We start from the raw sequence: 13,626 nt of genomic DNA on the forward strand, positions 1-13,626 counted from the left end.
CGGCACCCCGAGCGCATACTCGCAAGCATGGACAAGCAGCAGCTCGGCGCCTTCCTGCGCAGCCGTCGCGAGCGTCTGACGCCGGAGGACGTGGGTCTCACGTCCGGGCCGCGCCGCCGGACGTCCGGTCTGCGCCGCGAGGAGGTGGCCGTCCTCGCGCACATCTCCACGGAGTACTACGTCCGCCTCGAACAGGGCAGGGCACCGCGCCCGTCGGCCGAGGTGCTCGCCGGGATCGCGGGCGCGCTGCGGCTGACCGGCGCCGAGTCCGAGCACCTGCACGTCCTCGCGGGCACCGCGCCGAGCCTGGTCAAGCTGCACAGCCGCGAGGTCCGGCCGAGCATCCTCGCCCTGCTCGACCGGCTTCCGCAGACGGCGGGGATGGTCGTCTCGGCGGCGTTCGAGGTGCTCGCGTGCAACGACCTGATGGCCGCGCTGATGGAGGACTTCCGCGAGCTCGCCCCGGCTGACCGCAACCTCGCCCGCCGCGCGTTCCTGCACCCCGGGCCGAACCTGTACGGCGTGTCCGACGCCTCCGAGTTCCGCCACCACGTCGTCATGACCCTGCGCGCCACCCTCGCCCGCTACCCGGCCGATTCGGCGATCGCGGGCCTGGTCGACGAGCTGCGCGCGGGCAGCCAGGACTTCGCCCGCCTGTGGGACCGCCACGACGTGCAGGCGCCGACCGTGCTCCGCAAGAGCTTCCGGCACCCGCTCGTCGGGGAGATCACCGTGGACTGCGACTCGCTCGCGCTGACCGACAGCGACCAGAACCTCGTGCTGTACAGCGCTCCGGCCGGGTCGCCGGACGCGGAGGCGCTGGCGTTGCTGAACGTGCTGGGGGCGCAGAAGTTCGACACGAGCGGGACGAGCTGACCGCTCAGAGCCTGCGGACCCGGCCCAGCCACGCCGCCAGCTCGACGTGCCCGTGGGCCGGCAACCCGCGCTGCACGGCCACCTCGGAGATCTGCGCGGTGATGAAACCCTGGTAGCTGGCCGCCTCGACGCTCTCGACCACCCACCCGTCGGTGAACGCGTCCGGGATGACGTCCCTGCCGATGCTGGAGCTCAGCCCCGGTGCCGCGTCGGAGTGGGCGAGGATGTGCACCAGCGCGCCGGGGTTGGTGAGCGAGTGCAGCACCTGCGCGTACGCCTGCGCGTGGCCCGAGTCGCCGTAGGCGCCGAAGCCGTGGAACAGCGCCACGTCGACGATCGTGTCGAACCCGCCCGCGAGGAACGGGTGGTCCTGCGGGCGCAGCATGTTCGCGACCTCGAACTTCGCCGCGGGCACACCGCGTTCGACCGCCGTGCGGCGGGCGTAGGCGATGGCGCTCGGCGACAGGTCGACGCCGAGGGAGTCGTAGCCGAGCTTGGTGAACAGGGTGGTGTGCTCGCCGGAGCCGCAGCCCGGTTCGAGGACACGGCCGCGGATCAGGCCCTGCCGCTCCAGCTCGACGATCGCGGGCTGCGGCCCGCCGATGAGCCACGGCGCCGTTCCCTCGTCGTACATGAAGTTCCAGTACTCGGGGTCGGTGAAGCCGCGGGACTCGTCGGTCTTCTCGCTCTGTGTCATGGCCACAGTGTCCAGACGCACGCGCCCTTGGGACACGACGTGGAAACGATCCCACGCGTTTACGCGGCATCAGTCCCAGGCCGCACCGACTTCACCCGCGTGAGCACGGTGTCCAGGAACGCCACCACGCCGTCGACGGCGTGCGGTTCCGCCACCGCCGCGACGTGGCCGTCCGGGCGGACGAGCACCAGCAGCGGGCCGTTCGCCTGGTACACGCGGTAAGCCGCCTCCTCCTCCGGTGGGATGACGTGGGTGGTGATCGCGGCGGTGTACCGGTCGTCCAGGCGCGCCGCCAGCCCGTCGGTGTCGAACGACCGCGCCCCGAACAGCAGCACGTGGTACCCGGCGCCGTGCGTCAGGTCCAGCACGCTGCACGCGCCGTCCGGGGTGGGCCTGATCTCGGCGTACGGCGCCCGGTCGCCCGGTCGCAGCTGACCGGTGCCGGGACCGACCGCGGGTGAGTCGCGGTAGCGGATCCACAGCTGCGAGAACATGTGGAAGAACATCCGCCGGATCGGCGCCAGCCGGGACACCACGCCGACCACACGGGTCGCCACGTGCGTGCGCATCCACACTGCCACCGCGCTGTTCCCGGTCTCCAGCTTGAAACCCAGGTCGGTGCGCTTGAGCACGGTCCGCGCGATCGGGCGGCGTTCCGACTCGTAGGTGTCGAGCAGGCGTTCCGGTGCCTCGCCGTTGACGACCTGCGCGAGCTTCCAGGCCAGGTTGACCGCGTCGCCGACACCGAGGTTCAGGCCCTGGCCGCCCGCGGGGTTGTGGATGTGCGCCGCGTCGCCCGCGAGGAACACGTTGCCCACGCGGAAGCGGGACGCGATCCGGCTGTGGAACCGGAACATCGACGCCCAGACGATCTCCTTCAACCGGGCGTCCACTTTGAAGTAACCGTCGAACCACTGCTGCAGGTCGGCTGAGGCCAGCGGCGCGTAGGCCTCGTGTGAGGGCTTGCGTTGCGCGGGCGCCTGTTCCAGTTCCCGTGGCACCACACCGAAGAGGCGGCACCGGCCGGACGCCAGCGGCAGGATGCCGACGAAACCGCCGCGGGTCAGGTTGAGCCTCATCCTGCGCACGCCCAGGTCGACGTCCAGCGTGACGTCCGCGAGCATGCCCGCCTGGTCGTAGGTCTCGCCGTCGAACGACTGGCCGACGAACCCGCGCACCGCGCTGCTCGCCCCGTCGGCGCCGACGAGCCAGCGGGCGGTGATCGTCCGCCCCTGGTCCGTGCCCACCCGCACGTCCGCGCCGGTGTCGGCGAGGTCGGTGACCGGGGTGTTCCACTCGACGTCGACGTGGTGTTCCTTCAACGCCTCCACCAGCACGCGCTCGGTCTCGAACTGCTCCAGCGCGAGTGCGTAGGGGAACCGCGTCCGGTCGGCGGTCCCCTCACCGGCGAGCGGCATGTCCCCCACGTGCCGGCCGGCCTCGTGGATGGCGACGTCGGTGATCGGCAGGCCACGTGAGACGGCCGCCTCCGCGACGCCGAGCCGGTCGAAGTGCTCCAGCGTGCGGGCGTGCACGATCGCGGCGCGCGCCTGCTCGACCGGGCCGGGCTTGGCGTCGACGACCCGCACGCGCACACCGTGCTGCGCGAGCATGAGCGCGGTGCAGAGACCCGTCGGTCCCGCACCCACCACCAGGACGTCGCAGTCGCGTTCGTCACGCATCGGCTTCCTCATTCACGTCGGCGAAGGTGCGAACGCAGTATCGCGACGTGCGCGGACACACCACATCGCCCGTGCTGCAGGGTGATCGGCGAGTCACCCTGCGCGAGCGCGCAGGTTCTCGGTGACGTCCTTTGAGACGACCGCGGGACGCCCGATGGTGGGAGGCGATCACGTCGCGGACTGCCGGAAGTCGAGGAACCTCCATGAGCGCCCCGGAAGCGTACTTTGATGACCTGGCCGAGCTCTACGAGCGGTTCACGGCCATCCGTGACGCCGCCACGAGCCCGGTGCGGTCGTGGCTCGTCGAGCAGCTGCCCGCCGGTACCCGCGCGCTCGACGTGGGCTGCGGCGGCGGCAACAACTGCGGCATGCTCGCCGACCGGTACGACGAGGTCGTCGGGGTCGACCTGTCGCAGAAGATGCTCGACATCGCGGCCACGAAGCCGACGCGCGTGCCGGTGCGCTACGAGTGCCGCAACGCCACCGACCTGACGCCCGAACGCGACGGGCTGTTCGACCTCGTGATGTCCGTCAACGCGGTGTTCCACATGGGACCGGCCGACGAGGTGCTGCCCGTGCTGCGCGCCCTCGTCGCCCCTGGCGGCCGGTTGGTGGTCGTCGACGTGACCCAGCCCGACGGCGCGGCGGCACCGAGCGAGCAGAGCGCCTACGCGTTCGAGACCGGCAAGATCATCTACGACGTCTCCGGCGACGTCGAGGCCGCCTGCGACTCGGTGCGGATGATGCTGCACCCGCGCTGGCTGCAGATGAGCGCGTCGGCCATGCCGCTCACCGACACCGAGTTCGGGCTGCAGTACGAGAAGGCGCTGCCCGGCGTGCGGATCACCAGGGACCTCATCCCGACGATGAGCGCGGCTGTCTGGGACAACGCATGAGCGTCTTCCACCTCCCCCGGCTGCACTTCGCGGGTGCCGCGATCACCCGCCTGCCCACCGGGCCGCGCGCGGGCTGGCTCGACCTGGAGACCAACCAGGCCATCGACGACAACGGCGTCTTCGACACCGACCGGCCCGTGCAGGAGTACTACGACTTCCTGGCGGACTCGAAGGGCCACAACTTCGAGGGCAACGGCCACTTCTGGGTCGACGCCAAGGTGGTGAGCACCGAGCTCACCGCCGGTCAGGTGGTCACCGACGACCTCGTCGTCGGCCGGCAGCTCGACTTCTGGGGCCACTTCTGCGACTACACCGCCGGTACCGCGAACCGGTCGCGGGTGTTCGACGTCGACCCCGCCTCGAACTGGACCACCACGCTGATGGTCGGCCAGCTCGCACTCGGCCGGTCCGGCCGCTCGCACGACGTCCCGTACCTGGTCACCGGTGACGTGAACGGGATGTGCCCACCGCGCTGGAACCGGTTCCACACCGTGCTGCACCAGTTCGCCGTGGACAAGGCCGAGGGCCTGCACTGGCTGGACGGGGCCGAGGACTCCCCCGCGCTCGCCCGGTTGCGCGAGGTCGTCGAGGGTGACGCGGACGGCCTGGTGGTCCAGTTCGGGATCACCGACCAGAAGCACACCGGCGAGGGCCAGCCCGACGTCTGGCAGCTGCGCGGGTCGATCGCGGCCTGGTACCGCACCGAGCTGCGCACCTACCCGGCCGGGCGGCTGCTCACCCCGCGCACCACGGGTTCCGCGCTGCCCAACGTCTCCGTCCACGTCACCGATGAGCACGTCACCGCGAACCTGGTCACCGCACGTCCGGACACCGACCTGGAGGTGCGCACGGCCTCGGGCACACTGCTGGCCACCATCACGTCCACCGAGGACTCCTCCGGTGTGGTCGTGGCGTCGCGAGTGGACGGTGGTACCGGCAACCCGGCCGAACCGCTGGTGATCACCGCGCCCGACGGGACCGTGCTGTCGCGCGAGGAAGAGGTCGTCGTCGAGTCCGACGAGGCCGCGTTGTTCCTGGAGCACGAGAACACCGGGACCGGCGAGGACCACGCCGTCGAGATCCCGGTGCGTTCCTACCTGCGCGGTGTGCCCGCACGCGTCGACCGGATCCACGTCCGGCAGTACGTCAACCCGGCCGCGTTGCCGTTGGCGAAGGACCGCGACACCGCGCAGCTGGTCGCCTTCCTGCCCACCGGACACGCCGACTACCAGGCCGAGCAGGTCATGTCGACCGACGAGCACGGCCGCGGCACGATCACCCTCAAAGGCGTGCGCGGTGGTGCGACGAGGGTCCTGCTCCGACCTGAAGCCACGCCGGAACCCGCTGGTGCCACGGCGGCCGAGCGTTACGACAACGACGACGAGCAGGGCTACTGGTCGGCGGTCGGGTCCGTGGCCGTGCGGGTCCTGCCGGACCACTGGGACCTCGACGACCTGCCCGACGAGGAGATCACCTTCCCCACGCTGTACCGGGAGGCGCTCGCCTACTACGAGCTGCAGTACTCGTTCATGCGCTCGGAGGTGCTGAGCCTCGCCGACGAGTTCAAGGTCGAGCCCTACGCCCGGCTGATCTGGCACGTGTCCGCGCCCGAGCACAAGGGCAAGACCTTCTACATGCCGCCGACGCGCGACATGAGCGCACCGCAGATCCGGATGCTGCTGCGCTACCTGCTCGCCGACGACGCCCAGCGGCAGACCCCGCCGACCTTCGTGCCACAGCAACGCAAACTCGGCACCATCACGACGAAGGACCAGCTGCTGCACGCGCTCTACCAGGCGGCGGCGATCGAGCTGGCCACCATGGTCCAGTACCTGTACGCGGCCTACAGCGTGCCGACCCACGGTGCCGGCAAGAAGCTCGTCGAACGCGGCGAGTGGACCGAGGAGCAGCTCCTCACCGCGTGCGGCGAGGGCACCGAGACGTGGAACAACGGCATCCGCGGCAGCCTGATGTCCGTCGCCCGCGAGGAGATGATGCACTTCCTCGCGATCAACAACATCCTGATGGCGATGGGCCGGCCGTTCCACCTGCCCAAGCTCGACTTCAGCACGTTCAACAGCGACATCTGCGTGCCGCTGGAGTTCTCGCTGGAGGCGTTGAACCTCGCGAGCGTGCAACGGTTCGTGGCGCTGGAACAGCCGCACGACCTGATCGACGACATCGAGGGCAACGACTCCACGGTCCTGCGCGCCGATGGTGAGCCGTACCAGTACGGGTCGTTGAGCGAGCTGTACGCGGCGATCCGCGAGGGCGTCCAGGCCGTACCTGGCGTGTTCCTGGTGAAGAAGGGCCGCGGCGGCGGCGCGCACCACTTGTTCATGCGCGAGTCGGTCAACGCGGTGCACCCGGACTACCAGCTGGAAGTCGACGACGTGGCCAGTGCGGTGTTCGCCATCGACTTCGTCACCGAGCACGGCGAGGGCGGGCAGATCCCCTCGACGCTGCCGGAGGAGGAGTCGCACTTCGACACGTTCCTGCGCATCTCCGAGATGCTGATCGCGGAACGCGCGAAGGGCCCCAACGGACGCAGGATCCCGTGGAACCCGGCCTACCCGGTGATGCGCAACCCCACGCTGAAGCCGGGCAACCCGGCGATGGACCACGTCACGCACGAACCCGCGCGGATCGCGATGAAGGCGTTCAACAGGTCGTACTTCCTGGCGATGCAGCTGATGGTGCAGCACTTCGGCTACAGCCCGGACAAGTCGTTGCGCCGCTCGCGGTTGATGAACTGGTCGCTGGACATCATGACCGGCGTGCTGCGCCCGCTGGGCGAGCTGGTCGTCACGCTGCCGTCCGGGCGGCCCGGCCGCACCGCGGGCCCGTCGTTCGAGCTCGACTCGGCGCCGGAGTACATCTCCCGGCCCGACATCGCGGTCGAGTGGATGGCCCGCGAGTTCGACGAGGTGGCCGCGCTGGCCCGCAAGTGCACCGGGTTCGGGCTGACCCCGACCGTGGGCGACCTGCTCGCCTTCATCGGTGAGTCGTTGCGCACCATGGACCTGAAGGAAATCTGATGGCCGAGACGACAACCGTGTGCATCGCCGGCGGTGGCCCGGCCGGTGCCGTGCTCGGGCTGCTGCTGGCCCGGTCCGGGGTGGACGTCGTGGTGCTGGAGAAGCACGCCGACTTCCACCGCGACTTCCGCGGCGACACCGTGCACCCCGCCACGTTGCAGATCCTCGACGAGCTCGGGCTGGTCGACCGGTTCCACGAGCTGCCGCACCAGAAGGTCAGCACGATCGGCGTGGTGCAGGACGGCAAGCGGATCAACATCGCCGACTTCCGCCGGTTGAAGGTCCGCTACCCGTACATGGCTTTCGTGCCGCAGTGGGACTTCCTCGACCTCATCACCGCCGAGGCCAAGCGGTACCCGGGGTTCCGGTTGCTGATGAAGACCGAGGCGCTGGGTGTCGTGCGGGAGAACGGTCGTGTCGCCGGTCTGCGCGTGCGCGGGCCGGAGGGCGAGCGGGAGATCCGGTCGACGCTCGTGGTCGCCGCGGACGGCCGGCATTCGGTGATCCGCGCCGACGCCGGGTTCACGCCGACGCTGATCGGCCGGTCGCTGGACGTCATCTTCTTCCGGATCTCACGCCGGGACACCGATCCGGACGAGGGCATCTGCGTGCGGATCGGCAACGGCAAGATCTTCGGTGCCACGGACCGCCGCACCTACTGGCAGATGTCGTACGAGACGTCCACCGGTGGCATGGACAAGGTGCTGCGCGAGGGCCTGGACAAGTTCCGCGCGGACCTGGCCGAGCTGGTGCCGTTCCTCGCCGACCGGGTGCATGAGGTGTCCTCTTTGGACCAGCTGAGCCCGTTGGAGGCGCGGATCGACCGGCTGGAGCGCTGGCACGAGCCCGGTCTGCTGTTCATCGGCGACGCCGCGCACGCCATGTCCCCGGTGGCCGGGTTCGGCGTGAACCTCGCCGTCCAGGACGCCGTCGCGACCGCCAACATCCTGACGGAGTCGTTGCTGCGGGCCCAGGACGGTGCACCGTTCGACGACTCGCTGCTCGCCCGGATCCGCAAACGCCGCAAGCGCGCCGTCGCGTTGTCCCAGGGGCTGCAGCGCGCCACGCAGAAGTTCGGCATCGACGAGGCGCTCGACGGCTCCGGCCAGCCGCCCGCGCCGAAGATCTTCGAGAAGCTCGGCGTCGCCCAGTGGCTGATGAGCCGGGTCATCGGGCTCGGCTTCCGGCCGGAACACGTCCGCACACCAGAGAAGACGCCGGAGGGAACCACCCCATGACCGCACCGGGGATGCCGCCACAGGCACGGATGATGCAGATGATCACGGGGTACTGGATCACCCAGATCGTGCACGCCGTCGCCGACCTCAAGCTCGCCGACCACCTCGCCGACGCTCACCTGACCGTCGAGGAGATCGCGGAGCTGACCGGCGTCGACACCGGCACGATGACCAGGTTGTTGCGCGCCTGCGCGGCTCAGGGCGTCGTGGCCTACGACGACGGCAAGTTCGCCGGGACGCCGTTGCTGGCGACCCTGCGCGAGGGGGTGCCGGGATCGTTGCGCGACATCGCGATCGTGCACGGCTCGCCGGGGCACTGGCTGTCCTGGGGCATGTTCCCGGACGCCGTGCGTGCCGGTGCGCCGCGGACGCAGGCCGCGCTGGGCAGTGACATCTGGACGTACTTCCAGGCGAACCCGCAGGAGTGGGAACGTTTCTCCAGCTCGATGTCCGAGCTGACCGACGGCCTGTCGCGGGAGATCGGCACCCTGCTCGACACCGCGGGTCTCACCACGGTGGTGGACGTCGGCGGCGCGAACGGCGCGTTGCTGCACCCGTTGCTCAGGGCCAACCCGGACCTGCGCGGTGTCGTGTTCGACCTGCCGACCGTGGAGCCGACCGCGGTGGCCGAGGCGGAGAAGGCCGGGTTCGCCGACCGGTGCGCGTTCGTCGGCGGCTCGTTCTTCGACGGCGTGCCGGAGGGCGACCTGTTCCTGCTCAAGGCCGTCCTGCACAACTGGGACGACGAGTCGTGCGTGCGCATTCTCACCAACTGCCGCAAGGCGCTGCGCCCCGGTGGCCGGGTGGTCGTCGTCGAGATGCCGCTCGGGCCGATCGGTGAGCCGGGCTTCGCCCCGTTGCTCGACCTCGGGATGCTCGCCGTCAACGCCGGTCGCGAGCGCGACCTCCCGCACTACGACGCCCTGTTCCAGGCAGCGGGCCTGCGCCGGGTCGAGGTCACGCCGACCTCCTCGCCGCAAAGCCTCGTCCACGCCGTTGCCGACTGATCACGAACCGGAGGACTGACCGAAGATGTTGAAGAACGTAGTGGTGGTCGGCGGCGGCACGGCCGGCTGGATGACCGCGTCCTACCTGACGGCCGCGTTCGGTGACCGGGTGAACGTGACGCTCGTCGAGTCGGCCCGCGTCGGCGCGATCGGCGTGGGCGAGGCGACGTTCAGCACGGTCCGGCACTTCTTCGAGTACCTCGGCCTGGAGGAGAAGGAGTGGATGCCGGCCTGCAACGCGACCTACAAGCTCGCCATCCGCTTCGAGAACTGGCGTGAGCCGGGGCACCACTTCTACCACCCGTTCGAACGCCAGCGGGTCGTCGACGGCTTCCCGCTGACCGACTGGTGGCTGCGGGAGCCGAAGTCGGACCGCTTCGACAAGGACTGCTTCCTGGTCGGCACCCTGTGCGACGACCTGAAGTCGCCGCGGCACATGAGCGGTGAGCTGTTCGAGGGCGGGCTGGGCGAGCGCAGCAGCTACCGGACCACGCTGGCCGAGCAGACCACCCAGTTCCCCTACGCCTACCACTTCGACGCCACGCTGGTCGCGAACTACCTGCGCGACTACGCGGTCGCGCGCGGTGTGAAGCACGTGCTGGACGACGTGCAGGACGTGGCGCTGGACGACCGCGGCTGGATCAGCCACGTGGTCACTAAGGAGAACGGCGACCTCACCGGCGACCTGTTCATCGACTGCACCGGCTTCCGCAGCCTGTTGCTGGGCAAGGCGTTGCAGGAGCCGTTCGAGTCGTACCAGTCGTCGCTGCCCAACGACAGCGCGGTGGCGTTGCGCGTGCCGCAGGACATGGAGAACCGCGGCCTGCGCCCGTGCACGACGGCCACCGCGCAGGAGGCCGGCTGGATCTGGACGATCCCGCTGTTCGACCGGATCGGCACCGGGTACGTCTACGCCAGCGACTACACGACGCCTGAGGAGGCGGAACGGACGCTGCGCGCGTTCGTCGGACCGGCCGCCGAGCACGCCGACGCGAACCACATCAAGATGCGCATCGGCCGCAGCAAGCGGCACTGGGTCAACAACTGCGTCGCGATCGGCCTGTCGAGCGGGTTCGTCGAGCCGCTGGAGTCCACCGGCATCTTCTTCATCCAGCACGGCATCGAGCAGCTGGTGAAGCACTTCCCGGACGCGCGCTGGGACGACGGCCTGCGCACGTCGTACAACAGGCTGGTCAACAACGTCATGGACGGCGTGCGCGAGTTCCTCGTCGTGCACTACTACGCCGCCAAGCGCCAGGACAACCAGTACTGGAAGGACACCAAGACCCGCCCGCTGCCCGACGGCCTGGCCGAGCGGCTGGAGCGCTGGCAGACCCGGCTGCCCGACAACGAGTCGGTCTTCCCGCACTACCACGGGTTCGAGTCCTACTCGTACGTCTGCATGCTGCTCGGTCTCGGCGGGCTGGAGCTGAAGTCGTCGCCCGCGCTGGGCCTGATGGACCGGTCGTCGGCGCAGCACGAGTTCAAGCTCGTCGCGGAACAGGCCGCGGAGCTCGCCCGCACGCTGCCCACGCAGTACGAGTACTTCGCGCAGCTGCACCGAGCGAGGTGATGGTGGTGCAGAACGCACTCCACCTCGTCGCGCTGCTGGTCGCGTTCTACGTCGTCGCGGCGCTGGGCAGGGTGCTCGCGCGGGCGATGCGGATGCCGACCGTGGTCGGGGAGATCGCGCTGAGCATCCTGCTCGGCCCGGTGCTGCTGGCGGCGTTCGGGGAGGACCTGTTCACCGCGGTGCTGCCGAAGGACGTCACCGCGACTTTGAAGCAGGTCGGCGAGGCGGGCCTGGTGCTGTTCCTCGTCGGCGTCGTGCACCACCTCGACCGGGGTGCGGGCGGGTGGCGTGGCCGGGCGCTCGGCCGGATCAGCTTCGGCGCGTTCGTGGTCCCGCTGCTGACCGGGCTCGCGTTCGCCGCGTGGACGCTCTGGCTGGCACCCGCCGACGTGCGCGGCACGGCACCGGTGGTCGCGCTGGTGATCATGCTCGCGGTGTCGATGTCGGTCACCGCGGTGCCGGTGCTCGCGCGCATCCTGGAGGAGCGGTCCGACCTGGGCCGCGCCTCCGGGCTGTCGATGATGGCGTCGGTGCTGATCGACACGCCGGCCTGGCTGTTGCTGGCGGTGGCGCTCGGGTTGACCGCGGGCGGGCTCGGCGGGGTGTGGCTCGCGTTCGCGACGATCGCGGTCGGTGCGCTGCTCGCGGTGGGCGGCAACAGGGTGCTGCGGAACGCCGCGGTGGCCGGGACCGCATCCGACCGGCCGCGCACGACCGCACTGGTGCTCGGTGTGGTGGCGTTGGGTGCGGGTGCGGCGGTGCACTCGCTCGGGCTGACGGCGATCTTCGGTGCGTTCGTGGTCGGCATGATGGTGCCGAAGGACGAGGCGTGGTCGCGGGTCGTCGGGCTGGTGGGCAAGGTGGGCCGGGCGTTCGTCCCGGTGTTCTTCGTGGTGGCCGGCGTGACGTTGTCCACCAGCGGGGTGACCGCGTTCCCGTGGGCCGGGGTGGCGCTGGCGCTCGTGCTCGGCATCGTCGGCAAGGTCGGCGGCGGGTACGCCGGTGCCCGCTGGGGCGGTGAGGACGAGGTGACCTCGCTGCGGGTCGGCGTGCTGGTCAACACGCGCGGGCTGACCGAGATCGTGGTGCTGCAGGTCGGTTTCGCCGCCGGTCTGCTCACGCCCGGCCTGTTCGTGGCGCTGCTGGTGATGGCGCTGGTGACCACGGCGCTCACCGGTCCGCTGCTGGACCTGATCACCAGGAGGGCCGGTGCGGCACGAGAGGAGGTCGTGGTGTGAGCGCGCAGTTCCGTTCGCTGATGGCGGCGTACCCGACCGGGGTCGCGGTCGTGACCGCGTTCGACCGGGAGCTCACGCCGTGGGGCATGACGGTGTCGTCGTTGTCGAGCGTGTCGCTGGACCCGCCGACGTTGCTGGTGTGCCTGCGGCACCTCAGCCCGACGCTGGACGCGTTGGTGCACAACGGTTCCTTCACGGTGAACCTGCTGCACGACGGTGCCAGGTCCGCGGCTGAGCTGTTCTCGTCGGGTGACCCGTCCCGGTTCGACCGGATCTCCTGGGAGAAGCCGGAGTCCGTGGGCGGGCCGCACCTGGTGGACGACGCGCACGCGGCGGCGGACTGCGAGGTCGACCACATGCACCGCACCGGCACCCACGTGGTGGTGTTCGGCAAGGTCACGCGGGTCGTGCACCGGTCGGCCGCGCAGCCGTTGCTCTACGGGTTGCGCCAGTACGCTTCCTGGCCGCGAAGCGCTTGACCGGAAACGGGCCCCTGCCACCGCAGGGGCCCGTTTCCGTTGTGCGTCAGTGTTCTGCGAGCAGCCATTCCGTGGTCACCCGGATCGCCGGGGCCTGCCAGTGGGCGTCGAACGGCGGGGCGATCTCGACCAGCCTGCTGGGGCAGGTGAGCGCCTCGACCGCGGTGCGGGACGAGGACACCGGCACGCCGGTGGGGCCGGCGCCGTGCACCACCAGGGTCGGCGCGGTGACCACCGGCAGCACCCCGCGCGGCTGCAGCCAGAAGACCTCGTTGAGCATCGCCCGGCCGACCACGAACGTGTCGGAGACCCGCAGGTGCCCGTCGGCGAGCAGTGCCCGTCCCGCCTCCGCGTCCAGGAAACCGCCCGACCACGCGGGGTTCGTGTCGGCGAAGTGCTCCTGGTAGTCGATGAGCGGGTTGAACAGCACGACCTTCGCGACCTCCGCGCCCCTGCGCGCGGCGTAACCGGCCGAGACACCGCCGGTCAGGCCGGTCGCGACCAGGGTGGCCGGGCCGTCGGCGACGTGCTCGCGCAGGTGGGCCGTCGCGGCGCTGATGACGTTGAGCAGGCCGGACAGGCTCAGTTCCGCCTGCGTGCCCTCACTGTCACCGTGGCCGGGCAGGTCGACGCGCAGGGTGGCGACGCCGAGCTGGGCCAGTTCTCCGGCCAGCCGCGCGTAGAACCCGCCCTGGTCGCGGTCGGCGCCTTCACCGTGCAGCAACAGGGCCGTGCGGCGGGGGTCACCGGGCACCACCTCGGTCGCGGCCAACCGCAAGCCGTCGTGTCCCCGCACGGTCGTCGTTCGCTGGACGACGTCAGCGGTGTGCACCGGCATCACAAGGCCTCCTCGGATGAGTTTGTGGCCAGTGTCGGGGGTGGACTGTCCCCCGCACCCGCGC

The 13,626-nt window shown here is 70.4% G+C and carries 11 protein-coding genes; 8 read left to right on the top strand and 3 right to left on the bottom strand.

Features of this window, described 5'->3' with window-relative positions:
* The first annotated feature begins 27 nt into the window (after positions 1-27).
* Positions 28-876, top strand: a complete 849-nt coding sequence (locus BBK82_RS44255; protein WP_065920246.1) for a helix-turn-helix transcriptional regulator — start codon at positions 28-30, stop codon at positions 874-876.
* Between the two features lie 4 nt (positions 877-880).
* On the opposite strand, the gene BBK82_RS44260 is transcribed toward BBK82_RS44255, so the two are convergent.
* Positions 881-1,573 carry a class I SAM-dependent methyltransferase gene (locus BBK82_RS44260; RefSeq protein ID WP_071812806.1) on the bottom strand — a complete coding sequence of 231 codons (693 nt, stop codon included), beginning with the start codon at positions 1,571-1,573 and terminating at the stop codon, positions 881-883.
* 59 nt (positions 1,574-1,632) lie between these two features.
* Entirely contained in the window at positions 1,633-3,255 is a 1,623-nt protein-coding gene (locus tag BBK82_RS44265; protein WP_065920247.1) for an FAD-dependent oxidoreductase, read from the bottom strand.
* A 203-nt stretch (positions 3,256-3,458) separates the two neighbouring features.
* On the opposite strand from BBK82_RS44265, the gene BBK82_RS44270 reads away from it, so the two are divergent.
* Genes BBK82_RS44270 through BBK82_RS44300 form a run of 7 tightly spaced genes read left to right on the top strand, consistent with a single transcriptional unit; the run spans position 3,459 to position 12,724 of the window.
* On the top strand, positions 3,459-4,151 hold the full coding sequence (locus tag BBK82_RS44270; protein WP_065920248.1) for a class I SAM-dependent methyltransferase: 693 nt from the start codon (positions 3,459-3,461) through the stop codon (positions 4,149-4,151).
* Entirely contained in the window at positions 4,148-7,189 is a 3,042-nt protein-coding gene (locus tag BBK82_RS44275; protein WP_065920249.1) for a ferritin-like domain-containing protein, read from the top strand. The genes BBK82_RS44270 and BBK82_RS44275 overlap by 4 nt, the downstream gene beginning before the upstream one ends.
* On the top strand, positions 7,189-8,427 hold the full coding sequence (locus tag BBK82_RS44280) for an FAD-dependent oxidoreductase (RefSeq protein WP_065920250.1): 1,239 nt from the start codon (positions 7,189-7,191) through the stop codon (positions 8,425-8,427). The genes BBK82_RS44275 and BBK82_RS44280 overlap by 1 nt, the downstream gene beginning before the upstream one ends.
* Entirely contained in the window at positions 8,424-9,434 is a 1,011-nt protein-coding gene (locus BBK82_RS44285) for a methyltransferase (protein WP_083268617.1), read from the top strand. Before BBK82_RS44280 ends, BBK82_RS44285 begins: the two co-directional genes overlap by 4 nt.
* 25 nt (positions 9,435-9,459) lie before the next feature.
* Positions 9,460-11,007, top strand: a complete 1,548-nt coding sequence (locus BBK82_RS44290; RefSeq protein WP_071812808.1) for a tryptophan halogenase family protein — start codon at positions 9,460-9,462, stop codon at positions 11,005-11,007.
* A 5-nt stretch (positions 11,008-11,012) separates the two neighbouring features.
* Entirely contained in the window at positions 11,013-12,245 is a 1,233-nt protein-coding gene (locus BBK82_RS44295; protein WP_418287474.1) for a cation:proton antiporter, read from the top strand.
* Complete coding sequence (locus BBK82_RS44300; RefSeq protein ID WP_237047919.1) at positions 12,242-12,724, top strand: flavin reductase family protein; 483 nt, start codon at positions 12,242-12,244, stop codon at positions 12,722-12,724. The genes BBK82_RS44295 and BBK82_RS44300 overlap by 4 nt, the downstream gene beginning before the upstream one ends.
* 46 nt (positions 12,725-12,770) lie before the next feature.
* Here the strand turns inward: BBK82_RS44300 and BBK82_RS44305 are convergent, their stop codons facing one another.
* Positions 12,771-13,562 carry an alpha/beta hydrolase gene (locus tag BBK82_RS44305; RefSeq protein ID WP_071812904.1) on the bottom strand — a complete coding sequence of 264 codons (792 nt, stop codon included), beginning with the start codon at positions 13,560-13,562 and terminating at the stop codon, positions 12,771-12,773.
* Positions 13,563-13,626 lie beyond the last annotated feature (64 nt).

It is taken from the genome of Lentzea guizhouensis (assembly GCF_001701025.1).
Lineage (GTDB): Bacteria > Actinomycetota > Actinomycetes > Mycobacteriales > Pseudonocardiaceae > Lentzea > Lentzea guizhouensis.

Coding starts and splice junctions, on each gene's coding strand:
- BBK82_RS44255 (WP_065920246.1), top strand. CDS start 28: ATGGACAAGCAGCAGCTCGGCGCCTTCCTGCGCAGCCGTCGCGAGCGT.
- BBK82_RS44260 (WP_071812806.1), bottom strand. CDS start 1,573: ATGACACAGAGCGAGAAGACCGACGAGTCCCGCGGCTTCACCGACCCC.
- BBK82_RS44265 (WP_065920247.1), bottom strand. CDS start 3,255: ATGCGTGACGAACGCGACTGCGACGTCCTGGTGGTGGGTGCGGGACCG.
- BBK82_RS44270 (WP_065920248.1), top strand. CDS start 3,459: ATGAGCGCCCCGGAAGCGTACTTTGATGACCTGGCCGAGCTCTACGAG.
- BBK82_RS44275 (WP_065920249.1), top strand. CDS start 4,148: ATGAGCGTCTTCCACCTCCCCCGGCTGCACTTCGCGGGTGCCGCGATC.
- BBK82_RS44280 (WP_065920250.1), top strand. CDS start 7,189: ATGGCCGAGACGACAACCGTGTGCATCGCCGGCGGTGGCCCGGCCGGT.
- BBK82_RS44285 (WP_083268617.1), top strand. CDS start 8,424: ATGACCGCACCGGGGATGCCGCCACAGGCACGGATGATGCAGATGATC.
- BBK82_RS44290 (WP_071812808.1), top strand. CDS start 9,460: ATGTTGAAGAACGTAGTGGTGGTCGGCGGCGGCACGGCCGGCTGGATG.
- BBK82_RS44305 (WP_071812904.1), bottom strand. CDS start 13,562: ATGCCGGTGCACACCGCTGACGTCGTCCAGCGAACGACGACCGTGCGG.